The following is a 22,884-nucleotide window of genomic DNA, read 5'->3' as shown; positions in this document are numbered from 1 at the left end:
CGAGAATCGCACAGGGATAGGCTGGACGAATGCGTGGAGAGTACAAGGTTCCTGGTGGAAAACTGGTCGCGGTCGACGTCGAGGTGGCGGACGGTCGGCTGGCCGAAGTCGCAGTCTCGGGGGACTTCTTCCTCGAGCCCGACAGTGCGCTCGACGATATCAACGCGGCGTTGCGCGGAATGCCCGCCGACTCGGATGCTGAACAGTTGGCACAAGCCATTTCCAGTGCGCTCGACGAGTCCGTCTCGATGATCGGCTTCACGCCGCAGTCGGTCGGTATTGCGATCCGGCGCGCACTCGGCCACGCCACGAGTTGGGCGGATCATACTTTCGACCTCATCCCGCCGGTGGTTCTCGATCCCGCGATGCACGTCGCGCTGGACGAGGTCATCGCGCGTGAGGTCGCATCGGGTGAGCGTCCGCCGACATTGCGATTCTGGGACTGGGACTCGCCCTTGGTCGTGATCGGATCGTTCCAGTCCGTGCGTAACGAGGTCGACTCCGAGGCGGCTGCGAGGCACGGCATCGGGGTGGTGCGCCGAATCTCCGGTGGCGGCGCGATGTTCATGGAACCGGGCAACTGCATCACGTACTCGTTGGCAGTGCCGGCGTCGTTGGTCGAGGGATTGAGTTTCGAGCAGTCCTACGCGTTTCTCGATCAGTGGGTCATGGGAGCGCTTGCCGAGGTCGGTATCAACGCTCGGTACGTGCCGCTCAACGACATCGCCTCGGACAAGGGCAAGATCGCCGGCGCCGCTCAGAAGCGTTTCGCGTCCGGCACCGTGCTCCATCATGTGACCATGGCCTACGACATCGATGCGGAGAAGATGACGCAGGTGCTGCGAATCGGACGAGAGAAGATGTCGGACAAGGGAACCAAGAGCGCGGCCAAGCGCGTCGATCCGCTGCGCTCGCAGACCGGAATGACGCGTGCAGCAATCCTGGAGTCGTTTGCGGAACACTTCCGAGGCCAACACGACACCCGCGACAGCGATTACACGGACTCGGAGTTGGAGCAGGCGCGCAAGCTGGTGGAGACGAAATTCAGCACCGAAGAGTGGACTCACCGCGTCCCGTGACGCCTTGACCCCCTGAGGCTCCGTGACCCCGAGGAACCGGGACGAGACCCGAGAGGTCTCGTCCCGGTCGACCTAGGTAGCGGGAGTCGCTGAGTTTGCGCTGAGAAGTTCAGCGTCGTCGGCGCCGGTGTTCCGCTTCGGAATGGTGAAAGTTGCGCTCACGCACAGGATAGCGAAAACGAAGCAGGCCACTGTGTACCAGAGGTTTCCGATGGGATCTCCCGCGCTGGTGGAACCGTCGACTGCTTCGAAGAAGTCGGGAAGCGCACTCGCCCACAGTACGGCCATGACAACCAGGTACACCACGCTGTAAATCTGGACGAACTTGTTGGTGTGGGCAGGAGCGTTCGATTCTGCCGAGCGCAGGTGCGTCCATTGGCGGACGAGAATCACGATGGCGACCACCGTGAGGACGGCAAGTTCCGCCGCGTAGAGGAACCCGCGAACGGTGTCGCTGCCCATTCCGAAGACCGTCGCCGGGAGCGGGAGGATGAACGTTCCCAGTGACGCCAGAAGGCCGATCACGATGGTGCGCCATACCAATTGAAGTCCGGAGAAGTGCTTGCCGGCATCGACGTGCCGTCCGACGAAGTACTGGACGCAGAATGCCAGCGACATGGGCCACAGTGCGGCGAAGACGACCACGCTGGGTAGTGGAACCGCGTCGAACATGGGTTGGTTGATCGGGTTCGACGTCGACCACTCCCACCATCTCAACTGGGGTCCGAGGTGGTCGAAGATTTCGTAGAACGCATGGTGGACGAAGCCGACGCAGACTGCGCCCAGTAGTGGACCGTATTTGCGGAAAACGCCGAGCATTCTGACTATTTCGAAGGCCAATGTTGCCATCAGTGGATAGATGGCAACGATGTACAGCGGCAGTCGACCCCACATGAAGTCGACGGTGAACACGTTGTGCGCGAACATCGTGTCCACTTGTTCTTCGATGCCGAACGCCGCCGGGAAGTACAGCGGAGGCTCGATGATGAACAGGTAGGCGGTGGCGCCGAACCAGAGAACGAGGTTGGTGGGGTCGCCGTTGCGGCGCAACCGCACGATCGCCAGGACCAGTGCCAGCACCGAGCCGACGATGATCGTCCATTCGAGGACGGGCAGGGTCCAGTTCTCCAGCGCCGCCGGGTTGCGGAACTCGACGAGTCCACCTGCTTCCTGGCAGGAGAAACCGAGTTCTGTTGCGAGCTGGGCAAACGTGGGGGAGCAGTGCTCTGCCATCAGTTGGCCCCTGACGTAATCGACTCGGCTTGTGCCTGAGATTCGGCGGTGTACCAGCGTGTGCAGTCGTAGCCGTCGTCGTAACGCTTGAACCACTGGTCGGCGAGTGCGGGGAGTTTCTCGAGGTCCGGGTTGTGATTGGGCATCTGGCTGCGGAAGACACCGCCGAGTGCGACGAGTTGTTCTCCGAGTTGAAGGTGATCGAAGGCGCGAGGCATCGTGCCCTTGGTCAGATACGGAGCGAACGACGTCAGAATCTTCTGCTTGGTGCGGTGGGTGGCGAACATCGACAGTGAGTCGACTTGCCGTTCGGAAAGCGGAACGTGCTGGTTGAAGCCTGCGCAGGCGATGCGAATCACCTTCATTACGTGCGCGAAGATCGACGGTGCCATCCGCATCCGGTAAAGCTCGCTTCCGACAACGGAATTGAAGATGATCAGAGCCGAGCTGCGATGCTCGACCTCCTCAACGAAGTGCCAGATGAACAGCGACGCGACACGGTCGTCTCCCGGGCGGAACAAGGTCGCCTCGTTGTCGAGCATCAGCTTGAACACCGGCGTGAAGGTCGCCTCCAGATCCGCGGTGTATGCAAGCCGGTAGTTCAGCGAGGTCGCCTCGGTCAGCAGATCGAATTCACCGATCACGGCGTCGAGCGTGTTCTGTAGTCCGGGGTAGCGCCTGATCAGAGCCTTCACATGCTGGCGGTGCGCGGTCGAGTGATGGCCTTCCTGACGCATGAACGCCACGGCTTCCTCGGCAACCTCAGGATCGCTGATCCGCGACTTGGTCTGCATGATCATCTTCACGATCATCTTCTCGAAACCGATGGCCAGGAACGAGACCGCGTTGGACATGCTCGACCAGGCCGGGTTCTCCGAGTTCCACAGGAAGGGAACGTCATGATCCTCGAATCCGAAATCCATCTTTCGGGGCTGAAGGTTGGTCACTTGTCGAACCTCGTCTTTCGGAGGGGCTGGTCAGGTGGCCGCTCTGGCACTGGAAGCCACGTGTGGCGGTAATCATACATATTGGTGTGCGGTTGTATGTTCACTTTCGTCGACGGAGGGAAATTCGAGTGGTCCGGCTGCAAATCTCGCCTGTGTTAGCCTGTGGCTCTTGGACTTCGAGCGCAAAGATATGGTTCGAGCCTCGTTCGAGCGAGGAAGTGGGCAGTGGCACGAAGGCGTGGGTGGGGTGGCAATCCACCGGACAGTGACGACGATGCGTCTCGTCGCATTGTCGAGGCCGCGGTCGAGCTGATCGGACGGACGAGTTCGGAAATCAGCATCGGCGACGTCGCCGAGTCACTGGGCGTGATCCGGCAGACCGTGTATCGCTACTTCCCCAGTGCCGACGCTCTGATGAGGGCAGCTGCGATCGCGTCGGTCGACGGCTATCTCGATCGACTGACCACGCACGTGAGCGGCATCGAAGACCCCGTCGAGGCGATGACCGAGGGTGTCGTCTACACACTGACCCAGGTCCATCGAACGCCCCATCTCGGCATCCTGCTCACAAGCACGAATTCGAGTCTTCACCCCGAAGGTCTGACCTCTCAGGAGGCGCAAGCCTTCGGAATGGCGATGATCACCCGCTTCGACGTGGACTGGCTGAGTTACGGATACGACGACGCGTCGCTTCAGGAACTGGTCGAATATGTCCTGCGGACTATGCAGTCGTTTTTCCTCGCGCCCGGCGACCCAGCGCGAAGCGACGAGGAACTGCGGCGATACCTACGACGCTGGATGGGTTCCGCGATCATCGCCCAGGTGGGTTCGATGAAAAGTGACCCGGTCAGCGCAGAGTTATCGTCAAAGCGACCGCGCCGGCGCACGCAACAATGACGACGACCAAGGCGAGCAGGTCGGCCAGTTGAGGACGCTTGGGGTACGCCGCGATCAATCCTGTGCCCCCGCGAGCGGAGATCGCTTCGCCCATTTCGGCAGATCGCCGAATTGCCACCGACATGGTTGTGGTGATCAGGTCGACTATCGAGTTGTCGGCAGCACTGTTCACCACAGCTTTCGGACGGAGTCGCCGTGCCGCAACGAGCGTGAGCATCTCGTCGATCAACAGCGGAAGCGAACGAATGCAAAGGGCTGTCGCTATGGCCCACTCGTCGACGGGAATCTTGAAGAATCGAAGCGGTCGGCCCAGTGTGGCCAAGGCGGGCGCCACATCGCTCATCGACGTGGTCCACGCCAACATCAGTGAGACGCAAAGCAGTACGAGGCCGAAGGTCACGGCTTGCAGGTACAGGAACACCGCGTCGAGGCCGATCGGAAGGTTGATCAATGCGCCGAGCAGAATAAGCGCCCACAACCACCACGGAGGGTGGGGAACTGCTGTCGGGGGGATGCGTCCGATCACCGCGGTCAGCAGCAGCAGTCCGAGCACGACGCCGATCGTCGGCCAGGACGGTGTCACAACCACCACGATGCTGACGAGTACGACGGCCACGATCTTCGTTCCGGCCCACAGTCGATGGACCGGAGAAGAAGTCGGAACTTCACGCAAGAGGGTGGTCACGTTGTCGATCCTTCCAAAGCTGCGCCGGCGGCCGGATCGAGTATGCGACCCTGCGACAGTCGAATCGTTCTGCTGCACACGGCATCCATGCCGTCGACGTCATGGGAGATGACGACAACTGCGGTTCCGTTCCGTCGAATCCACCTGAGTACGTTCAGGATTTCGTGGCGGCCGGGCGGATCGAGACCGGCGAGAGGTTCGTCGAGAATGAGCACTCGGGGTTGGCGGACGAGGAGACCGGCCAGCACGACGCGTCGCATCTGCCCGCCGCTCAACTCGTCGATACTGCGGCCGGCGATGTGGCGGTCGAGTCCGACGGCGTCGAGCGCCCAGGACACTTGTACGGATCCGATCTCCGCACCGCCGGCGGCCTCGATGTCTTCGGCGACGGTTCGGCGTTGCAATTGCAGCCTCGAATGTTGGAACGTGAGACCGACGGTGCCAAGTTGACGAGAGACAGGTTTGCCGTCGAAGACTGCGGTTCCCCTGCTCGGAGTGATCAGGCCGGCCATGGTCCAGGCCAGGGTCGATTTACCGGAACCGTTGCCGCCCAGGATCAGTAGTCCGTCCCCGTCGCTGATGGTCAGGTTCACGTCCGACAGTGCCCGTCTCGACCACGGAGTCCGGTCGTTGTAGGTGTGCGTCACATCGGTGAGTTGGAGGACCGGTCGGGTGCCGGCCGGCCAGGGCGCGGCGGGCGGACCCGCAAACGTCGACGTCATCCAACCGGGTTGGTGGTCGATCTGCCGTCCGCGTTGCAGTTGAATCACCCGATCTGCCGCGCGGGTGTCAGCGTGGTGATGGGTCACGAGCACCACGGCCATGGGATGGCGTCGTGGAAGTTCGGCGAGGAGTGCGACCAATTCCTCCCGGCCGGCCTGATCGACCATCGCGGTGGCTTCGTCCGCGATCAGCAGTGCGGGACGCCGCGCCAGAGCGGCAGCAACCGCCAGACGTTGCATCTCGCCGCCGGACAGCCCCGAGGTCTCGCGCATACCCATGCCGGCGAGTCCTACTTCAGTCAGCAGTGCATCGACGTCGGGATGAGACTCGGGGGGAAGCCCCCAGACGACGTCGTCCGCGACGCGGGTTCCGAGGATCTGGCTCTCCGGTCGCTGCAGGACAATTGCGGTTCCGCCGTGTCGGCCGAGGCCTGCGGACCCGGGTCTCGTCAGGCTCCCGACGGTTGGTGCGCGACCGGCGAGCAACCGGGTGAGTGTGGACTTGCCCGAGCCGTTGTGGCCGACGACGGTGACGAACTCGCCGCGTCGGACGGTGAAGTTGACATCAACGAGGGCCGGCGTCGATGCACCCGGATAGGTGAAGCCCACGTGATCGAAAGTCACCGGCAACGGATCGATCGGACGGTCGTCAGGTGTTGTCTCGAGCGGGTCGGACGAGGGGAGTGCAGCCAATCGATCGAGGACGGCACCGAGGACAAAATAGGAAACGACGGTGCTCAGGACGATCCCGGAGATGATCGACGCGGCGATCCACAACCACCAGTAGTCGATGATCGAGCCGATGCTGTTCTCGATCCACTCGGCTGCCCCGACCAGGGAAGGCGCACGCTTTAAGATCGTGGCCACACCCAGCGCGGTGTTCTCGAGCGAGTTCAACAACAAGTTGCGCAGGGGCGCGAGAACAAGCAGCAAGACTATGGAGAACAACGCCAGCGCCGGCCCGATGACAAATGACGACAGCAGCGCGGATACGAAGCCGAGACCACGCCGCTTGACCGTGCCGATGATTCCGCCGAGGAGGGCGCACAATGCCACCGCCCATGCAGACCCGGAACCAGCGGCGACAAAGGCGACCGCAGTAGCCGACACTCCAGCCGTCACCACCGCACGGACGCGAAAGCGCTGGGCAACGATTCCCATCGGAACGGCGGCCACGAGGTTGAGGGCGCTGGCCATGGGGATGACCGTGGCGATAACGGACAACGCGACCGTGAATCCGGCCATGACGGCACCTGTCGCCAACTCGAGTGGTCGAAGGTTGCCGGTTTCGCGGACTTGCGGACGGTTGTTCACTACGTCCAGTGTGCCAGTGGTGACATGACTCCTGCCCGACTGATGGTGAGCGTATCGGCGCGATTGCGTAGGCTTCACCTCAAACAATGCATCGGACGGAGCGTGGAAGACGTGAGTGCAGCACCCATCAGGGTCGGGGTTCTGGGAGCCAAGGGCAAGGTCGGTCGAGCGATCTGCGAGGCAGTGGAGGCTGCTCCCGATCTGGAACTTGTTGCGCAGGTCGACACCGGTGATCGCATCGAGACGTTTGTCGACACCCGCACCCAGGTAGTGGTCGACTTCACTCACCCCGACGTCGTCATGGGAAATCTGGAATTTCTCGTGGCCAACGGAATTCACGCTGTGATCGGCACCACCGGCTTCGACGAGTCCCGGCTCGCGACTGTGCAGTCCTGGCTCGACGCCCAGCCGGCAACGGGTGTTCTGATCGCGCCCAACTTCGCCATCGGCGCGGTGCTGTTGATGCGTTTCTCGGCTGCGGCGGCGCGCTTCTTCGATTCCGTCGAGGTCATCGAACTTCACCATCCCAACAAGGCCGACGCGCCTTCGGGCACCGCATACCGAACGGCCGCCATGATTGCCGAGGCTCGTGCGGAAGCAGGCGTCGGACGCAGTCCTGACGCCACCACGACCGAACTCGAGGGTGCGCGTGGAGCCGACGTCGACGGCGTCCGGGTTCACTCCGTGCGCATGGCCGGCCTGGTTGCGCATCAGGAAGTGATTCTCGGAACGCAGGGCGAGACGCTGACCATTCGCCACGACTCGATCGACCGGAATTCATTCGCGCCGGGCGTTCTGCTCGGTGTTCGTCAGATCGGCTCTCGTCCGGGTCTGACCGTCGGTATCGATTCCTTCCTCGATCTATGAACAAGACCACCCGCACCCTCGCGCTGATCGTTGCGATCTGTATCGCGCTCGCGGTGTACTTCGTGCTGCTCGGTCAGCGCGGAATCCAGCTGATCCAGGACGGCGGCGGCGCCGCAATCGGTCTCGGGATCGGAGTGTTGATCCTGCCGTTCCTGGGGCTGTGGCTCGTCATCGCCACGCTCCGTGCGGGGTTCACACACCAGCGTCTCGCGCAGCAGATCCACGACGAAGGCCTCGCTGTCGACGCCTCTTCGCTTCCGAAATTGCCTTCGGGTCGGATCGAGCGAGCGGCCGCCGACGAGTTGTTCGCCCAGATCAAGGTCGACTGGGAAGCAGATCCGGACAACTGGAAGCAGAACTTCCGACTCGCTCGCGCCTACGACTACGCCGGTGACCGAAGCCGTGCGCGGGAAACCATGCGCCGGGCAGTGGAACTGGAACGTCGTTCGCGAGGCAAGTAGTTTCCTCTCCTGCGACCAGGGGATCGGTGAGGTGCTAGCGCTCCGGAACCGTTGTGGGAGAAGAAGGATCCGGAGTGGTGGGGTCGAATGGCGGCGGGTTGTTCGGGTCGAAGCTCGTTACCGGCACTGAACACGTCGCGCCCACTTCGGGATACGTGTTCGGATTGACCCGCAATGCCGAGATGAATTGATCGACGCGGGCGTCCTCCGCGTTGTCGAGCTTGAGTTGACGGCCCCATGACTGCAGCGAGATCGGCGAATCCAGGGTCGGGTACGGCGACATCAATGTGTAGCTCATGCCCTCGACTTGCTGCGCCAAGCGGGCCTGATCCTCGCCCGAGACGAGGTCGGGGTTGTACGTGATCCACACAGCTCCGTGCTCGAGAGAATGGACCGCATTCTCGGTCCGAATCGCTTGCGGATAAACAACTCCGGCGCAGTTGGCCCAGACCGAATCATGACGCCCGCCGAAGGGCGGTGAATGTGTGTACGCCACACGTTCGTTCGGGCGTACGTGTTGAGCGGCTGGGTAGTCGACCGCGACAACTCCGTCGATGGCCTCGGACGGATCCGGATTGTCGACGCTCGGAACAAACGCATCAGGACGAGGTGTTCCTTCGACGGAATTCGCGCACGAAGCCACCGCGAGAACTGCCGAGATCGCCACTGTCGCTCGAAGTTGTTTGTTCACCCGGCCATGATAGCGGCACCCGATCGCTTTGCCTGGGACGTGTTTCGACTACGAGCCGAGAGAGCCGCTCGATCCGCCCGACAGTGCGATGTCACTGGCGCCGCGAAGAATTCGCAGCGGCGGCAACGGCCCTTGGTATGCCTCGGAACCGCTGATCAGATCACCGGCAGCGTTGAACGCGATCGCTTCACCTTGTGGCTCGTCGGGAAGGGGAACACGAATCGGTTTGGTGGTCAACGCTTTCGCGACATCACCATCGGGAGCTGAATACAGGTAGACGTCCGTGTATGTGCGAAGCGCTACCACTGTGCCGTCCTTGCTCACGGCGCCGCCCGTGACTGCCATCGTCCCGGCATGAGGAACCGGCCCACCGGAAGTGAGGGTGGGCGTCATCCTCAGCTGGCCCACTTCGGCCAACGTGGTCGGCGATGCCGTACTCAGATCTTGAACATGCTGTCGCTCAGCGGTTGTGTAGACGACGCTTGCGCCGAAGTAGTCCTTGGTGACGATGACGGGAAGCCCGTCGCTCTGGATCAACAGTGTCTCGGCGTCGTGCGCCCCGTCCGGATAAACCAGGGGGTAGGAGGTGGCAGTGCCTGAAGCCGGATCGAGTTCGATCAGACCGATCGACGTTCGCATCGCGTTGTTGTCGCCAATGTCTGCCAGCCACAGATGGCCGTCAGGAGCCGACGAGAGATCCTCGACATCGACGCGAGGGGTGCCCACATTGATCCAGCGCTGAACGTGGCAGTTCGAATCGAGTTGGGCGACGCGATCGTCAGAGCCGCTGTCGCCGATTGCGTACATTCCGGCCGCGGTGACGGTGAGTCCGGACAGCTCCGAAAGGCCCGCATCGGTGGGTGTGCACATTGCGTCGAAGACGCGCGAGGCCTGTTTCGCCGCTACCGGAGCAGCGTGAACACCAGCGACTGCGGCGGCGAGAACAACTGAGCCGGCAGCCGCGAAAATCGAGTGGGCAAGCGCGCGATTCCACATCACAATGGAGTCCTCCGGGCCGAAGAATCGGGACTTAGTACCCAGAGAATACTGGACGTCCGTCTCGCAGAAGTCACCCGTTGCCTTGACCAAACGCCGCCCACGCGGCTAGAAGCCGCCGCAAGCGCGCCGGCCACTGAAGCGCGTTTGTCGGCGCGGGTGTTAGGTATCCGGCGATAAACTGACCCCATTGCCCCTGCTGAGAGGGAAGAGACTGCGATCGAGTTGGTCGAGATGGACGCCGCCCGCGCCTGGGTGATCGAGCGACTCCGTTTCCCTCAACGATCCACGCGCACCACCGCAGTCTTAGACTGGACGTCTGTGAGTTCGTCCACGCAGTCCGCCTTCGCAGCACTCTCGACCACGATCGTCGACCCGAACGAACTTGTCGCCCAAACGAGCTGGTGGTGCACCCTCACCAGGAAGCCCCGCGAGGAAGGCCCCGAGATCCGACTCGTCGTAGTCGCGGAAAATGTTGTCGCACGGATCATCTCCGACCCATCCTGGACACACCCCGAACTGCGCATGATCGCGTCCGCCGCGCAAGAGCGACTCCGTCTGCGGTCGAATACACCGACGCTGCCGGTTGACGACGGCAACGACCAACTCGCCCGAGCACGGGCAGAGTGGGGCAGAAGGCATGTCGTTGCTGCACAAGCAGAAGCTGCACTCGTCGACCGGATCGCTGCGCTACGCGCCTACGAAGAAGCCGCCCTGACGCCGATCGGGGCCGCCCTGAACAACTTGTAAGGAGTTGGTCTGCTCCGCCTAGCTGGCCCTCCACGGAACACCATTGGTTGCAGCGGAACCCGACGCCCAACATCGATCAGTAGATTTTCTCCCACTTCATGCTCGCAGGAGTGCGAACACGTCGCTCAGGCAACCCATAGCCACATTGCTACCTCCAACGCCTCTTACTCCTGGCCAGTATTGAAATCCGTCCACTACGCGTATAGATAAAGGAACGCACCACGGCGGGACTCTCCGCGGCTCGTGATCGCGGCCGCGTCGGAGGCCGGCCATCCTCGCGACTGCGGCGGAGAAACGGCAGGCCAACACGATGCGGGGCGACGGCGTATCCACGACCGAGATCGCCGAAGTGCTGAACGTCGCCCGCAGCGCTCTGTATCTAAACCTCGCAACGAAAAGGATCTGAATCGCTCGCTGGAGGCTCAAACGCGGGAACTGTACGACAACGGTTCCAACCCCTGGCTAGCGCTCGTTTCGAGGTCAGAGATCGCGCGCCGAGTGCCGCAGCGGCGAGAACGCCAGTGCGCCTGCTGCGATGGCGAACACAATGATGACGCCGATCAGGGTGGGGCATTCGCCGATCGCGCCGACCAACAGGCCTGCTATCACGGCACCGAGTGCGGCCATGGTGCGGTTGACGGAACGTCGGGCGGCATTCACGCGCCCGAGAAGCTCATCGGGGGTGAGTGCTTGCCAATAGCCCATCTCGTTCGCGTTCTCGGCGCCTGCCGCCAAGCCTTGCAGGCCCAGTGCTGCGAAGAGCAGCACATGGCCGACACCTGTGTCCGTCGCGAAGGCCACGAGAAGCCAAGTGACGGGGTATACCGTGCGGGCGAGGATGATTGCGCGTCCTGATCCGATGCGCATGCCGAGCGCGTGAGCGCAGGATGTGCCGAGGAGGCTGGCGACACCGAAAGTCGTCAGCAGCAAGCCGTATGTGTAGGCGCTGAACCCGAGTGAGCGGAGGGCGAAGAGCGACAGCACAGTCAATGCAGCTCCGTTGGCGAGGAACCACACGTGTGTTGATAGTGCGAGTGGGTTGAGGGTGCGGTGGCGGTAGGTGAATCTCAGACCGTCGCGTACTTCGTTTATCAGGTTGCGGGAGCGAGCAGCGGGTCGTGGCTCGTCGACATCGAGACCGGAATTGAGTGCGGCATCAGCGAGGTAGCTGATTGCGTCGACGGCGATCACGACGGGAGCGCCGAGTAGGCCTACGAGTGCGCCTCCGACCGTTGGTCCCAATGTCGTTGCTGCTGCGTCGGCTTGGTCGAGTCGAGCGTTTGCTTGCACCAGTTGGCTGCGTGGAACCAGCCGGGGCAACAAGGACTGCATCGCGGCGAAGCCGAACACTGAGAAGGAGCCGAACAAGAGCAACACGATGACCAGAACCCAGATGTGCAGAAGGCCGGCGAGCCACAGGAGCGGGACGGCACCGAGTGCTACCGCTCGACCGATGCTGGCCCACACGAGGATTGGCTTGCGTCGCCACCGGTCGACGTAGACCCCCGCGAACAATCCGAGCACCGCATAGGGGATGAACTGAGCTGCGTTCACCACACCGACTTCGAAGGGTGTCGCGTCTAGAAGTTGCACGACCAGAATGGGCATCGCCACCGCTGTCACCGACGAGCCGGCCGAACTGATCACCGCGGCTGTGAGGAAGCGGCGAAACGATGAACGATTGACTGTCGGAGAAACGTCACTCATCGTTTCCACCCACGACGCCACACAGCCGAATTCACCAGTCTGTCCCGCTCATGAAGGGGACTGTAGTCGAGCACTCCCGATATCGGTGCTGAGCCCGAGACGGCTGTTGGCCTTGCGAAGTTGATAGAAGCACTCGACAAGGTGACAGGGGAGCAACACTACCGACTCGCAAGAAGGCGTCAACATGACCGAAATAGATACTCCCACAAGCTTTGTCGTGATACGTCGCACCAAAGGACGCGGCGGATGCGAGAACAGGTGCTTCACCCCTTACGTCCAAGACAACGGCGGCCGCTACTGCCTGCGAGGACCGATGGTCCAGTCCGACGCGGAGTGGCGCGAGAACAACACGAACAGCGCAACGGAGTCCGAAATGTTGTTTGGCAGGTCAAGTGGACTGCGCGCATTTGTATCCACGCAGCGTCGTGCTCGTGACCGGGTGTATGTCGAAGTGTCTACCGTTTCCGCTAGATCGACAGCAGTGCCGGGACGCAGATGCCGAAGCCTGCATTCAGGAGCGCAGTCACGAGGACGATCCCTGTGGCAAGTGCGGTCATTTCAAGGTTTCCTGTGCTGGTGCGAGCACGTTCTAGTTTCCGATGACTGTGAAAGGTTCCGGAGCTGCGTTGTCGGATGTCCAGTTCGTGAGTGCTCGGCGGAATCGCCAAAGACAACTTCCCCCAAGGACTCCCGAAAGACCGCGCCGTAGACCGACTCGCCTACCATTGGGGCGAAACCACCGTCCTGCACCCGTTCCGAGACGGAAACTCCCGCACGCAACGAGTCTTCTTCGACGAACTCCTCAAATCCTCCGGCTGGACCATCGACTGGCAGAAAGTCCACGCCTCCGCAGTACAAGCAGCCCGCTACGTCGCGATGGAAGCAACCCGCGGGCCTCGGAGAATGTAGACAGCCAGGATCTCAGCGAATCGGCAAGCGCGTTGTGGGTCCCCGTTGCGGGTAGTCAGGTCAAGGGTTGGATGACCGTCTCAGTGGAACTGCTTGGCGTGGGATTGCTTCATTGAGCCAGGTTCCGCGCGTGAGTTCGATTCGTTTTTACGTGTTTACTGCCCTGCGGATATCCGTAACGGAGGGGATTCAGCCTGTGGTTCTGCGAGTTTCACAGAATCGTTGACTTAGTAAATATTTTCAGTATATTAAACGTAAGGCACATCACAGGAAGGGCACTGAATGATGCTCAATGCTACATCGCCAGCTGTCATGAAGTCCCTCCTCGTTAGTGTCGGAAGCCAGGTCAAGGCATTGCGCAAGGAGCGGGGCCTCACGCTCTCTCAACTTTCTGAACTCACGGGGCTGAGCCCCGCAATTGTGAGCCAGATTGAACGCGGACTAGCGAACCCATCATTTACTACACTCGTTCAGCTCGCCCACGGCCTGGGGATCCCCGTTGGACGGTTCTTCCCTACCCAAGAAGAATCCACGTCACCGGTCGTACGGAAGGATGAACGGCGCAACCTCAAAGGAACTGCGCGCGAGTCCAACGGGGGAGAGGTCTACGAACTCCTGACCCCCAATCTCAACGGATCCTTGGAGGTGCACTGGATTGTCAGCCCTCCAGGGTCCGACACCAGCGCCACCCCATTCCGCCACGGCGGAGAAGAATTCGGTGTTGTTCTCTCCGGCAAGAAGGACGTCTACCTCGACGGAGAGTTGTACGTTCTCGAGGCCGGCGACTCGATCACCTATGCCTCCGATGTCCCACATTGGTACATGAATCCATACGACGAAGCCTGCGTCTCTATCTGGGTGAACACTCCACCCACCTGGTAATAGTTCGCTACACCTAGCAGGCGTTTCCCCTCACTGATTGGCTCTAAACCGTTGTGCCTTGTGCCCACCGGTTCCTCAGTCGATCCTTCATGCGCTCTGAAAGCGCAAGTGAAAGAAGGAAATCATGGTAGAAACCGTTGTCTCCCCAGCGGCAAAACGCAACACATCACGCTTCTCTTCCGAGGTTCGCCGAGGCTTGTTCGGGCTCGGACTCGGCAACGCCCTCGAATGGTACGACTGGATGATCTTCGGTCTCTTGTCGGCATTCATTGGGCCAAGTTTCTTCCCCTCGCACGATCCCGTTACCGCAACCCTCGGCGCCCTGGCCGTGTTTGCGGTGGGGTTCGCGTTCCGCCCTCTTGGCGGCATCCTGCTCGGCACCCTTGCCGACCAAATCGGCCGCCGGCGCGTGATGCTCCTGTCGATCATGATGATGGCGGCTACAACGTTGGTCATCGCACTCACTCCCACCTACGCACAGATCGGTCCATGGGCAGGAGTCATCCTGCTGCTGTGCCGCGTTGTTCAGGGCATTTCGGCCGGTATCGAGGCTCCATTGTCCACGGCACACGCTCTGGAACTGGCGCCGGAAGGCCGCGAGGGTGCCGTCGCCGGTATCATGACGTTCTACGTCAACATCGGCGTCTTGCTCGCCTCGATGGTCAGCTTCTTCTGCAGCCTGGCTCTGAGCGGTGATGAGATGACCGCGTGGGGTTGGCGCATCCCGTTCATCATCGGGGCAGTCTTCGGGTTCGTGGTTCTCTATCTGCGCCGCACGCTCCCGGAAACGATGAAGCCGGAAGAGCTGGCGGAAACGACGACGAAGTCTGTTTGGGCCGGTGTACGAAAGAACTGGCTGAGCGTTCTCGCCATCGTCTTTGTTGTCGGTGCGGTCCAGGCCTACAGCTACGCTTGGACCACTGGCCTGCCCAGCGCCGCACGCAGCGGCTTCAAGGAAAATCCGACTTCGGTCTTTGCCGTGACCACGATTCTTGGCGTGATCATGGTGGCCGGCAGCTGGGTCGTTGGAAAGCTCGTTGACGGCCGACCCATGTCGCGCTGGTTCATCGTGACGCGGATACTCGCCGTCCCTTCCGTTTTCCTCATGCTGGCATACACCGAGCCCGGCATCGGAGGATTTGCCGTGGTGCTTCTGGGCGGTTCGGTGGTGCTCGTACTGAACCTGACCCTCTACAACGTGGTCTCCAGCTCCCTGATGCCCAAGGCTTCACGTGGTGCCGGCGTATCACTGGGCTACGGCGTCGGCGTCGCACTCTTCGGAGGCACCGCTTCCTATCTGTTGGTGTGGCTGCAATCCGTCGGTGCTTCATGGCTATTCCCGGTCTATGTAGCAGTTCTCCTCATTCTCAGCATCGTCTTCTACATCCTTGCCCGCCGTGCCAACGGCCTCTACATCGGAAAGTGAAGAAACCACAATGACTGCACTAGACCTTCGAGTCACCCCCGCTACCTTGAAAGCACCCGTCGTTTCGCGCTCCGACGTCATCGTCGTGGGCGGTGGACCCGCCGGTGTGTCCGCCGCGGTCACCGCAGCGCGTTCCGGCGCCAAGGTCACGCTGCTGGAGAGGTACTCATACCTCGGCGGGCTCGCCTCCGGCGGCATGGTCCTGGTACTCGATGACATGGTCAACGGGTCGGAAATCTCCGTCACGGGCATCGTCTCCGAGTACATCGAACGCATGGACCGGCTTGGCCTCGTGGTGGTTGCACCGAAGGAAGACCGCTACGCATCGCGCGAAACCTGGAACAAGTGGGGCCGGTACGGTCTCTTCGACTTCCATTCGCATGTCCAGCCAAAGCCGATCTGCTATGCAGCGGCGTTCGACCCCGATGGCTGGAAGCGGGTCTCGAACGACCTGGTGCGGGAAGCCGGCGTCGACCTGCGTCTCCACGCCTGGTTCAGCCAGCCCGTCGTTGAGAACGGCGTGATGAAGGGCGTGATCTGCGAATCCAAGGCCGGCCCGCAGGCATACCTCGCCGACATCGTCATCGACACCACTGGCGACATCGACGTTGCCTCCCGCGCGGGCGCCAGCCACATCCAGGACAGCTACCTGACCACCCTGGTGTTCCGGCTCGGTGGCGTGGACACGGATGCCGCGGAGCACTTCGAACAGGAAAACCCGAAGGAAGCACGCGCCATCAACCGCACCATCAAGCGCCTGCTCGGCGGAGCCTGGGAACTATGGTGGCTGAAGACCCCGCTGCCCGGCGTGGTCTGGTGCAACGCTCCGCACATGACTGGCTACAACGGCGTTGACCCCGTCGATCTCACCCGCGCCGAGCTGGCGGCCCGCGACCGGATCGCCGAGGCTGCGGCCTATGTGCGGGAGAACTTGCCGGGCTTCGAGAACAGCTACATCGTCGATGCCGCACCACAGATCGGTGTGCGCCAAACGCGCCTGCTGCAGGGCGAATACGTGATGACCAAGGACGATGTCACCACCCGCCGCCACTTCGCCGACTCGGTAGCACGCGGTCGCGACTACTACTACCCGTACCGCTCCTTACTTCCCAAGGAAGTCGACCAGCTGCTCGTCGCGGGCCGCCACTACTCGGCGACTCCCGACGCCCAGAAGTCCTCGCGGGAAATCCCCCCGTGCATGGCCATGGGGCAGGCCGTCGGCGTGGCCGCAGCCATCGCGCTGGACAAGAACCTCCTGGTCCGGGATATTTCCGCAATCGACATTCAGGCAGGCATGAAATTGCACGGAGCCGACCCCGGCGACGTTCCTGCCACGAACGCAACCATCGACGCCCCCGAGGAGGCACTGGTATGAGTATCACCGACACCCGTCCGAATGACCTGAGCGAACCAGGGGCAACGGCCCTGCCGCTCCCGCTGGCCGGGATCACCGTTGTTGACTTCACCCAAGTCTTCATGGGGCCAAGTGCCACCCAGATGCTCGGGGACTTCGGCGCCGACATCATCAAGATCGAGCGCCCGGGCCTCGGCGACATCGCCCGCAACTCCTTCCCGGACAAGGACGGGCAGGACAACCCGATCTTCCTCTCGATCAACCGGAACAAGCGCAGCCTCTCGATCGACACCCGGGAGGAGGAAGGCCGCGCGGTACTGCGACGCATCATCGCCGAGGCGGACGTAGTGGTCAGCAACTTCCGCCACGGTGTCATTGAGCGCATGGGCTTCGGCTACGAGGAACTCTCGCGTGAAAACCGCGGCCTGATCTGGGCTTCCGGCACAGGATTCGGCAACGAAGGGCCGTACGCACACAAGGGCGGGCAGGATGCGATCGCGCAGGCCTACTCCGGAGTGATGTGGCGCCGCGAATCGCCCGAGATCCCCCTGTCCATGTACCCCACGACCCTCTGCGACTACACCACCGGAATGCACCTGGCCCAGGGGATCCTGCTCGCCCTGCGCACCCGCGACCTCACGGGCCAGGGCCAGAAAGTGGAAGTCACGATGTACGACTCGATGCTGCACATGCAGATGCAGGAGGCCTGCATGCAGCTTAACCGCGGCTACGAGGTCAACTGGGCCGAAATGCCGTTGAGCGGGGTCTTCGAAACCACCGACGGCGCCCTGTGCCTGGTCGGCGGATTCACCCAAAACCCGTTGCACCATCTGTCCCGGGCACTGGACCTCGAGGACGACCTCAGCGAGCGCCCCGAGTACGCAACGCTTGAACAGCAGTTCGCCCAAAAGCCGTCGCTGCAGAAGATCTTCGCCGCGAGGTTTGCCACCAACACCACCGCGTACTGGTGCCAACGGCTGGAGGACGAAGGGCTGCTCAACGCCCCGGTCAATTCCCTTGAACAGACGCTCGCGGATCCACAGACCGCCGCCAACAACATGATCGTCGAGGCCGAGCACCCGGTGGTCGGCACCGTGAAGATGTTGAACGCGCCGATAAGGCTTTCGGCCAACCCGCCCGAGGTGCGCCGGGCCGCACCCCAACTCGGCGAACACAACGTCGAGATCCTGCGTGAGTACGGCGTGGACGACGCGACCATCGAAAAGCTGCGCGCGGACGGGGTACTGCGATGAGCACGCCATTCGAGACGCGCGACGGCGTGAGCTTCGAAGTCGCCAACCACATCGCCCGGGTGACGATCGACCGGCCCCAGGTGCTCAACGCGGTGGACGGACCCGCCTTCGACCGACTCAACGAGATCTGGGATCGCATCGAGGCGGACAGCGATGTCCGCGTGGTCGTGGTGACCGGCGCGGGGGACCGCGCATTCAGCGTGGGGGCAGACATGACCCCCTCCGCGGTCGCCAAGACCGGCCTGGAGTACTGGGCAGACATGGATCCCAACGGGTTCGGCGGCCTCAGCCTGCGCAACACCCTCGACGTGCCGGTCATCGCCCGCGTCAACGGCTACGCGCTTGGCGGCGGCATGGAAATTGTGCTCGGTGCGGACATCGTTGTTGCCGCCGACCACGCCCGTCTGGGGCTCACGGAACCCAACGTCGGGCGGCTCGCACTTGACGGCGGGATCGCGCTTCTGGTTCGCAAGATTCCGCACAACGTGGCCATGGGCATGCTGCTCACCGGCCGCAAGGCCAGCGCGCAGGAGCTGCACAGTCACGGGCTTGTCAACGAGGTTGTCCCGTACGCCGAACTCGACGAAGCCGTCGAACGCTGGGTCCAGCAGATCCTGCGCTGCGCACCCACCTCGGTTCGTGCCGTCAAGCAGATGGTGACCCGCACCGAGCACCTCTCGGCACGCGACGCCCGTGCGCTCCTGGTGCCGGCACTCACCGACGCACTCATGAGCAAGGAGCAGGAAGAGGGAGTCCTGGCCTTCCAGGAGAGGCGGGAACCGGTTTGGAGCGGCCGCTAGGCCGGAAACCGCGCGTCGAAGCAACCAAACGAAGCAAGCAAGTGAAGCAACCACCGGAACGTTGCACACCAAGGAGTTTGAACATGACCACGAAGCGCACGGAAGGGCTCGTCCCCGGGGTCTGGGGAATCGTTGCCACCCCGTTCCAGGGAAGTACCTTCGACATCGACGAGGAAAGCCTTGCCACTCTCGTCGAACACTACGAACGAATCGGGGCGACAGGCCTCGCCGTGCTCGGCGTCTTTGGAGAGGCTGCAAGCCTCACCGCCATCGAGCGCGAGACCGTGATGGAAGTCGTGGTCGAGAGCACGACGCTGCCGCTGGTCGTCGGGGTGGCGAGCCTGCACACACGCCCCGCGCTTGAGGAATCCCGGCTGGCGTTGGAAACCGTGGGGGACCGGCTTGCTGCCGTGATGGTGCAGATCAACTCGGCGCGACCGAACCTCGTGGTGGACCACCTGACGGCAATCCATGACACCCTCGGCGTCAAGATCGTGTTGCAGGACTACCCGGCGGTGAGCGGGGTATCGGTGTCCAGCGCATCCGTCGCCGCCATCGTGCGGGCCTGCCCGTTCGTCATTGCGGTCAAGTCGGAGGCCCCGCCCACCAATCTTGCGATCGCGGAGCTCCGCGAATCCGTTGAGGTCCCGGTCTTTGGCGGGTTGGGCGGACAGAATTTGCTTGACGAGCTGCTCTCGGGCGCCGCGGGCGCGATGACCGGTTTCTCCTACCCGGAGGGACTGATCGCGTGCGTCGAAGCCTGGCAGAGCGGCGGTTTCGAAGCCGCACACGAGGCGCTGGCCCCGTACCTGCCGCTCATCAATTTTGAGCAGCAGCCCCGCATTGCCCTCGCCGTGCGCAAGGAGCTGCTGCGCCAGCGGGGCTTCATCAAGGAGTCCGGAGCCCGCCTTCCCGCTGCGGCGTTCCCGGAGATCCTGCACGGTTCGCTTGTCACGCACCGGGAAGCCCTCGAGCGCGATCTGCTGCAGACTTCTTCAGCACCCGTGGAGGCATAGTGGACCTCGGAGTGGAAGGACGCGTCGCCCTCGTTGCGGCATCGACCGGCGGCCTCGGGCTTGCGGTGGCCACGTCCCTGGCAGCTGAGGGTGCACGCGTGGTGGTCACCGGGCGCGATCTTGAACGTGCCCGGTCCGTGGCCGCGACACTGCCCGGCGCCACCGCCTTCCACCTGGACCTCGGCGTCCCGGGTGCGCCTGCGGAAACCGTTGACCGGGTCACCGCGGAGCTGGGTTCTGTCGAGATACTCGTGACGAACGGGCCCGGCCCCAAGCCAAAGCCCGCAAGCGACACGAGCGCCGAAGACCTTTCCGAAGCAATCGACGGACTGCTGCTGCCCCAACAGCGGCTGATTGCCTCGGTGCTGCCCGGCATGGTCAAGCGCGGCTGGGGTCGCATCCTCGCCATCGGATCGAGCGGGATCACTGCGCCCCTGCCAAACCTCGTGCTGTCCAACGTCGGGCGCTCGGCGCTCGCCGCCTACATCAAGACTCTTGCCGCCGAACAAGCCCACCAGGGAGTCACGGCAAACCTGCTGCTGCCCGGCCGCATCAACACCGATCGCGTCGATGCACTTGACGCGGCGGCCGCGGCACGGCGGGACACCGACCTACAAACGGTGCGCGCCGAATCGTTCGCGGCAATACCTGCGGGCCGCTACGGCCGCCCAGAAGAATTCGGCGCCGCGGCTGCCTTCCTCTGCAGCGACTCCGCCTCCTACATCACGGGGGTTGCGCTGCGCTGCGACGGCGGACTTGTCCGCTCCCTCTAACCTGACACGGCATTGGAGAACACCATGACCAGCACCCTCGAAGCCACAGCCATCGCCCAAAACCTCATCGGTGGTGAATGGGCCGGAACCTCGGATTTTGAACGCATGAATCCGGCCCGCACCGGCCAGATCGCCTCCGTCTCACCAAGTTCCACGGTCGAAACCCTGAGTAACGCCATCGGCGCCGCAAGCGCCGCGCAACGCAAATGGGCGGCGCTCCCCATGCCGGCCCGCGGCGCAATCCTCATGGCCGCCGGAGAGATCCTCCGAGGCCGGATTGGCATCGTTGCCGCCGACCTTGTCCGCGAAGAAGGGAAGACCCTCGCCGAGGCCACGGGCGAGGTGAATCGTGCCATCGATGTGTTGCGCTTCTTCGGTTCACTCGGGTGGGCCGCAAGCGGCGATGTGTTGCCCAGCGGGTTGCCGGGAACGAGCATCCACACGCGCCGCGAGCCGCTCGGGGTGGTGGGGCTTATTACGCCATGGAACTTCCCGATCGCCATCCCGGCATGGAAGATGGCCCCCGCGCTCCTGGCCGGCAACTCCGTGGTGCTCAAGCCGGCAGAGCTCACGCCGATGTCGGCAACACACCTGGCCATGGCGCTCATGGATGCCGGTCTGCCCGAAGGCGTACTCAACGTCGTCCACGGCAAGGGACGGGTCATCGGGGAGGCGCTGGCCAAGGACAAGCGCATTGCCGCACTCTCGTTCACGGGATCAACAAACGTGGGTCTCGGTCTGCACCGCGCGCTGAGCGAACGCCGCGCCCGCGTGCAGCTAGAGATGGGTGGCAAGAATGGTGTGCTTGTCCTTGACGATGCATCCCCGTGTGGCGCGGCACAAGTGATCGCGGCCGGCGGTTTCGGCCTCACGGGCCAGGCCTGCACCGCCACTTCCCGCGTCTACGCGACCCCCGGCATTTTCCCTGCACTGCTCGACGAGCTCGCGGGCCTGGCACGCAACTATGTCCCGGGTGATGGCCTTGATCCGGCGACCACCATGGGCGTGGTGGTGAGCGAACAACAGCTGGCAACGGACATCGCTGCCGTTGAAGGTGCGACCCGGCGTGGTGCGCGCGTGGTGCAGGGTGGCCGCTCAAACGGCCAGGCCTTTGAAGCGACGGTGATCACCAATGTTTCCAACGACGACCCCGTCGTTACCGACGAGATCTTCGGCCCCGTGGTCGCGGTTCTTGAAGTCCCCGACTACGAGGAGGGGCTTGCCCAGATCAACAACTCATCCTATGGACTCACCGCAGGCATCTGCACCGACAGCCTCGCTCGATCAACCGACTTCACCCAGCGCGCCCAAGCCGGGGTCGTCAAGGTCAACCGACCCACTGCGGGGTTGGATCTGAACGTACCGTTCGGCGGGATCGGGGATTCATCGACAAACACCTTCCGGGAACAGGGCCACACTGCGCTGGAGTTCTTCTCCTGGGGCAAGACCATCTATACGGGTGTCGAGGAGCTGTGAAAAATGGCCTACGTCATTGCACTTCCCTGTGTGGATGTCCTGGACCGGTCGTGTGTCGAGGCCTGTCCCGTTGACTGCATTTATGAAGGTGAGCGATCAATGTACATCCACCCGGGGGAGTGCATCGACTGTGGGGCCTGCGAATCGGTTTGTCCTGTCGAAGCAATCTATTTTGACGAGGATCTGCCTGACATCTGGGCTGGCTATGCCAGCGCGAATGCCGAGTTCTTCACTGACATAGGTTCTCCCAAGGGTGCGGCAGCTCTGGGGCCAGTGTCCTTTGATGCAGCTCTCGTTGCAGCACTTCCCCTGCAAGAAGTAGCTGCTCATCAGGCATAGGAGTATCCCTATCTCCTAGTTCAGATTAGGGCGGATAGCCCGTTCCAACGCGCCGAAGACAGTCATCAGCCGACCCAGCAGCGGGAGCGGGCAATGCGGCGGTTCAAATCACCTGGCCGCGCGCAGCGGTCCCTGTCTGCTTTCGGGGGGATCAGATCGCACTTCCGCCCGAGACGACATCTGCTGTCGGCCGGTGAGTACCGGTGCGTGATGGCCGATCAGTTCGGCGTCTGGCGTGAGGCTACCGTTAGCGCCGCCGCTGGCTGAAAAGGCAACGGCGACAAGTCCGTTGTGTCACCACGCATCC

The 22,884-nt window shown here is 62.7% G+C and carries 22 protein-coding genes and 1 pseudogene; 16 read left to right on the top strand and 7 right to left on the bottom strand.

Annotation, left to right across the window (positions count from 1 at the left end; translation table 11 throughout):
* The first annotated feature begins 29 nt into the window (after window positions 1-29).
* On the top strand, window positions 30-1,079 hold the full coding sequence (locus ACSW29_RS23990) for a lipoate--protein ligase family protein (protein ID WP_347873336.1): 1,050 nt from the start codon (window positions 30-32) through the stop codon (window positions 1,077-1,079).
* Window positions 1,080-1,151: 72 nt separating this feature from the next.
* Here ACSW29_RS23990 and ACSW29_RS23985 read toward each other — a convergent pair whose 3' ends face one another.
* Together ACSW29_RS23985 and ACSW29_RS23980 are read right to left on the bottom strand one after the other, a co-directional pair.
* Window positions 1,152-2,312 carry a DUF7802 domain-containing protein gene (locus ACSW29_RS23985; RefSeq protein WP_347873337.1) on the bottom strand — a complete coding sequence of 387 codons (1,161 nt, stop codon included), beginning with the start codon at window positions 2,310-2,312 and terminating at the stop codon, window positions 1,152-1,154.
* A complete protein-coding gene (locus tag ACSW29_RS23980) occupies window positions 2,312-3,259 on the bottom strand; it encodes a metal-dependent hydrolase (RefSeq protein ID WP_448278478.1) in 948 nt (315 codons plus the stop codon). The genes ACSW29_RS23985 and ACSW29_RS23980 overlap by 1 nt, the downstream gene beginning before the upstream one ends.
* A gap of 225 nt (window positions 3,260-3,484) precedes the next feature.
* On the opposite strand from ACSW29_RS23980, the gene ACSW29_RS23975 reads away from it, so the two are divergent.
* A complete protein-coding gene (locus ACSW29_RS23975) occupies window positions 3,485-4,156 on the top strand; it encodes a TetR/AcrR family transcriptional regulator (RefSeq protein WP_230813138.1) in 672 nt (223 codons plus the stop codon).
* Here the strand turns inward: ACSW29_RS23975 and ACSW29_RS23970 are convergent.
* Together ACSW29_RS23970 and ACSW29_RS23965 are read right to left on the bottom strand one after the other, a co-directional pair.
* Entirely contained in the window at window positions 4,107-4,841 is a 735-nt protein-coding gene (locus ACSW29_RS23970) for an energy-coupling factor transporter transmembrane component T family protein (RefSeq protein ID WP_230813139.1), read from the bottom strand. The two genes, ACSW29_RS23975 and ACSW29_RS23970, sit on opposite strands and share 50 nt — an antisense overlap.
* Complete coding sequence (locus ACSW29_RS23965; protein WP_448278477.1) at window positions 4,838-6,877, bottom strand: ATP-binding cassette domain-containing protein; 2,040 nt, start codon at window positions 6,875-6,877, stop codon at window positions 4,838-4,840. The genes ACSW29_RS23970 and ACSW29_RS23965 overlap by 4 nt, the downstream gene beginning before the upstream one ends.
* Window positions 6,878-6,979: 102 nt before the next feature.
* On the opposite strand from ACSW29_RS23965, the gene dapB reads away from it, so the two are divergent.
* The gene (dapB, locus tag ACSW29_RS23960; RefSeq protein WP_003942179.1) at window positions 6,980-7,744 is read left to right on the top strand and encodes a 4-hydroxy-tetrahydrodipicolinate reductase; all 765 of its coding nucleotides are present in this window, start codon (window positions 6,980-6,982) and stop codon (window positions 7,742-7,744) included.
* Window positions 7,741-8,205: a hypothetical protein gene (locus ACSW29_RS23955; RefSeq protein WP_020907483.1), complete on the top strand. Its 465-nt coding sequence runs from the start codon at window positions 7,741-7,743 to the stop codon at window positions 8,203-8,205. Before dapB ends, ACSW29_RS23955 begins: the two co-directional genes overlap by 4 nt.
* Window positions 8,206-8,239: 34 nt before the next feature.
* On the opposite strand, the gene ACSW29_RS23950 is transcribed toward ACSW29_RS23955, so the two are convergent.
* Both ACSW29_RS23950 and ACSW29_RS23945 read right to left on the bottom strand, forming a co-directional pair.
* Entirely contained in the window at window positions 8,240-8,896 is a 657-nt protein-coding gene (locus ACSW29_RS23950; RefSeq protein WP_347873341.1) for a DUF3105 domain-containing protein, read from the bottom strand.
* Window positions 8,897-8,944: 48 nt separating this feature from the next.
* A complete protein-coding gene (locus ACSW29_RS23945) occupies window positions 8,945-9,892 on the bottom strand; it encodes a hypothetical protein (protein ID WP_448278555.1) in 948 nt (315 codons plus the stop codon).
* Between the two features lie 321 nt (window positions 9,893-10,213).
* Between ACSW29_RS23945 and ACSW29_RS23940 the strand changes: the two genes are divergently transcribed.
* On the top strand, window positions 10,214-10,642 hold the full coding sequence (locus ACSW29_RS23940) for a hypothetical protein (RefSeq protein ID WP_448278476.1): 429 nt from the start codon (window positions 10,214-10,216) through the stop codon (window positions 10,640-10,642).
* A gap of 480 nt (window positions 10,643-11,122) precedes the next feature.
* On the opposite strand, the gene ACSW29_RS23935 is transcribed toward ACSW29_RS23940, so the two are convergent.
* Window positions 11,123-12,349 (bottom strand): MFS transporter, encoded by a 1,227-nt coding sequence (locus ACSW29_RS23935; protein ID WP_448278475.1) that lies wholly within the window; start codon window positions 12,347-12,349, stop codon window positions 11,123-11,125.
* A 648-nt stretch (window positions 12,350-12,997) separates the two neighbouring features.
* Here ACSW29_RS23935 and ACSW29_RS23930 point away from each other — a divergent pair.
* From ACSW29_RS23930 to ACSW29_RS23880, 11 genes and pseudogenes are all read left to right on the top strand, one after another.
* On the top strand, window positions 12,998-13,258 hold the full coding sequence (locus ACSW29_RS23930) for a Fic family protein (RefSeq protein WP_317827702.1): 261 nt from the start codon (window positions 12,998-13,000) through the stop codon (window positions 13,256-13,258).
* A gap of 312 nt (window positions 13,259-13,570) precedes the next feature.
* Window positions 13,571-14,140: a helix-turn-helix domain-containing protein gene (locus tag ACSW29_RS23925; RefSeq protein WP_347873346.1), complete on the top strand. Its 570-nt coding sequence runs from the start codon at window positions 13,571-13,573 to the stop codon at window positions 14,138-14,140.
* Between the two features lie 124 nt (window positions 14,141-14,264).
* Window positions 14,265-15,566, top strand: a complete 1,302-nt coding sequence (locus ACSW29_RS23920) for an MFS transporter (protein ID WP_448278474.1) — start codon at window positions 14,265-14,267, stop codon at window positions 15,564-15,566.
* A 10-nt stretch (window positions 15,567-15,576) separates the two neighbouring features.
* The gene (locus ACSW29_RS23915; protein ID WP_448278473.1) at window positions 15,577-16,941 is read left to right on the top strand and encodes an FAD-dependent oxidoreductase; all 1,365 of its coding nucleotides are present in this window, start codon (window positions 15,577-15,579) and stop codon (window positions 16,939-16,941) included.
* Window positions 16,938-18,173, top strand: a complete 1,236-nt coding sequence (locus ACSW29_RS23910; RefSeq protein WP_347873349.1) for a CaiB/BaiF CoA transferase family protein — start codon at window positions 16,938-16,940, stop codon at window positions 18,171-18,173. The genes ACSW29_RS23915 and ACSW29_RS23910 overlap by 4 nt, the downstream gene beginning before the upstream one ends.
* A complete protein-coding gene (locus ACSW29_RS23905; protein ID WP_448278472.1) occupies window positions 18,170-18,973 on the top strand; it encodes an enoyl-CoA hydratase-related protein in 804 nt (267 codons plus the stop codon). The genes ACSW29_RS23910 and ACSW29_RS23905 overlap by 4 nt, the downstream gene beginning before the upstream one ends.
* An 83-nt stretch (window positions 18,974-19,056) precedes the next feature.
* The gene (locus tag ACSW29_RS23900) at window positions 19,057-19,989 is read left to right on the top strand and encodes a dihydrodipicolinate synthase family protein (RefSeq protein WP_448278471.1); all 933 of its coding nucleotides are present in this window, start codon (window positions 19,057-19,059) and stop codon (window positions 19,987-19,989) included.
* Window positions 19,989-20,762: an SDR family oxidoreductase gene (locus ACSW29_RS23895; RefSeq protein ID WP_317827696.1), complete on the top strand. Its 774-nt coding sequence runs from the start codon at window positions 19,989-19,991 to the stop codon at window positions 20,760-20,762. The genes ACSW29_RS23900 and ACSW29_RS23895 overlap by 1 nt, the downstream gene beginning before the upstream one ends.
* Before the next feature lie 24 nt (window positions 20,763-20,786).
* Window positions 20,787-22,238 carry an aldehyde dehydrogenase family protein gene (locus ACSW29_RS23890; protein WP_317827695.1) on the top strand — a complete coding sequence of 484 codons (1,452 nt, stop codon included), beginning with the start codon at window positions 20,787-20,789 and terminating at the stop codon, window positions 22,236-22,238.
* 3 nt (window positions 22,239-22,241) lie between these two features.
* Window positions 22,242-22,577 carry a ferredoxin gene (gene fdxA / locus ACSW29_RS23885; protein WP_317827694.1) on the top strand — a complete coding sequence of 112 codons (336 nt, stop codon included), beginning with the start codon at window positions 22,242-22,244 and terminating at the stop codon, window positions 22,575-22,577.
* A gap of 48 nt (window positions 22,578-22,625) precedes the next feature.
* A pseudogene (locus ACSW29_RS23880) lies at window positions 22,626-22,844 on the top strand (IS6 family transposase); the annotation flags it as partial.
* Between the last annotated feature and the right edge of the window lie 40 nt (window positions 22,845-22,884).

This window comes from Rhodococcus sp. GB-02, from assembly GCF_053470465.1.
Note: the sequence above shows the minus strand (reverse complement) of the source record. Positions and strands in the feature narration are given on the sequence as shown.

Coding starts and splice junctions, on each gene's coding strand:
- ACSW29_RS23990 (WP_347873336.1), top strand. CDS start 30: ATGCGTGGAGAGTACAAGGTTCCTGGTGGAAAACTGGTCGCGGTCGAC.
- ACSW29_RS23985 (WP_347873337.1), bottom strand. CDS start 2,312: ATGGCAGAGCACTGCTCCCCCACGTTTGCCCAGCTCGCAACAGAACTC.
- ACSW29_RS23955 (WP_020907483.1), top strand. CDS start 7,741: ATGAACAAGACCACCCGCACCCTCGCGCTGATCGTTGCGATCTGTATC.
- ACSW29_RS23945 (WP_448278555.1), bottom strand. CDS start 9,892: ATGTGGAATCGCGCGCTTGCCCACTCGATTTTCGCGGCTGCCGGCTCA.
- ACSW29_RS23935 (WP_448278475.1), bottom strand. CDS start 12,349: ATGAGTGACGTTTCTCCGACAGTCAATCGTTCATCGTTTCGCCGCTTC.
- ACSW29_RS23925 (WP_347873346.1), top strand. CDS start 13,571: ATGAAGTCCCTCCTCGTTAGTGTCGGAAGCCAGGTCAAGGCATTGCGC.
- ACSW29_RS23920 (WP_448278474.1), top strand. CDS start 14,265: ATGGTAGAAACCGTTGTCTCCCCAGCGGCAAAACGCAACACATCACGC.
- ACSW29_RS23915 (WP_448278473.1), top strand. CDS start 15,577: ATGACTGCACTAGACCTTCGAGTCACCCCCGCTACCTTGAAAGCACCC.
- ACSW29_RS23910 (WP_347873349.1), top strand. CDS start 16,938: ATGAGTATCACCGACACCCGTCCGAATGACCTGAGCGAACCAGGGGCA.
- ACSW29_RS23905 (WP_448278472.1), top strand. CDS start 18,170: ATGAGCACGCCATTCGAGACGCGCGACGGCGTGAGCTTCGAAGTCGCC.
- ACSW29_RS23900 (WP_448278471.1), top strand. CDS start 19,057: ATGACCACGAAGCGCACGGAAGGGCTCGTCCCCGGGGTCTGGGGAATC.
- ACSW29_RS23890 (WP_317827695.1), top strand. CDS start 20,787: ATGACCAGCACCCTCGAAGCCACAGCCATCGCCCAAAACCTCATCGGT.
- fdxA (WP_317827694.1), top strand. CDS start 22,242: ATGGCCTACGTCATTGCACTTCCCTGTGTGGATGTCCTGGACCGGTCG.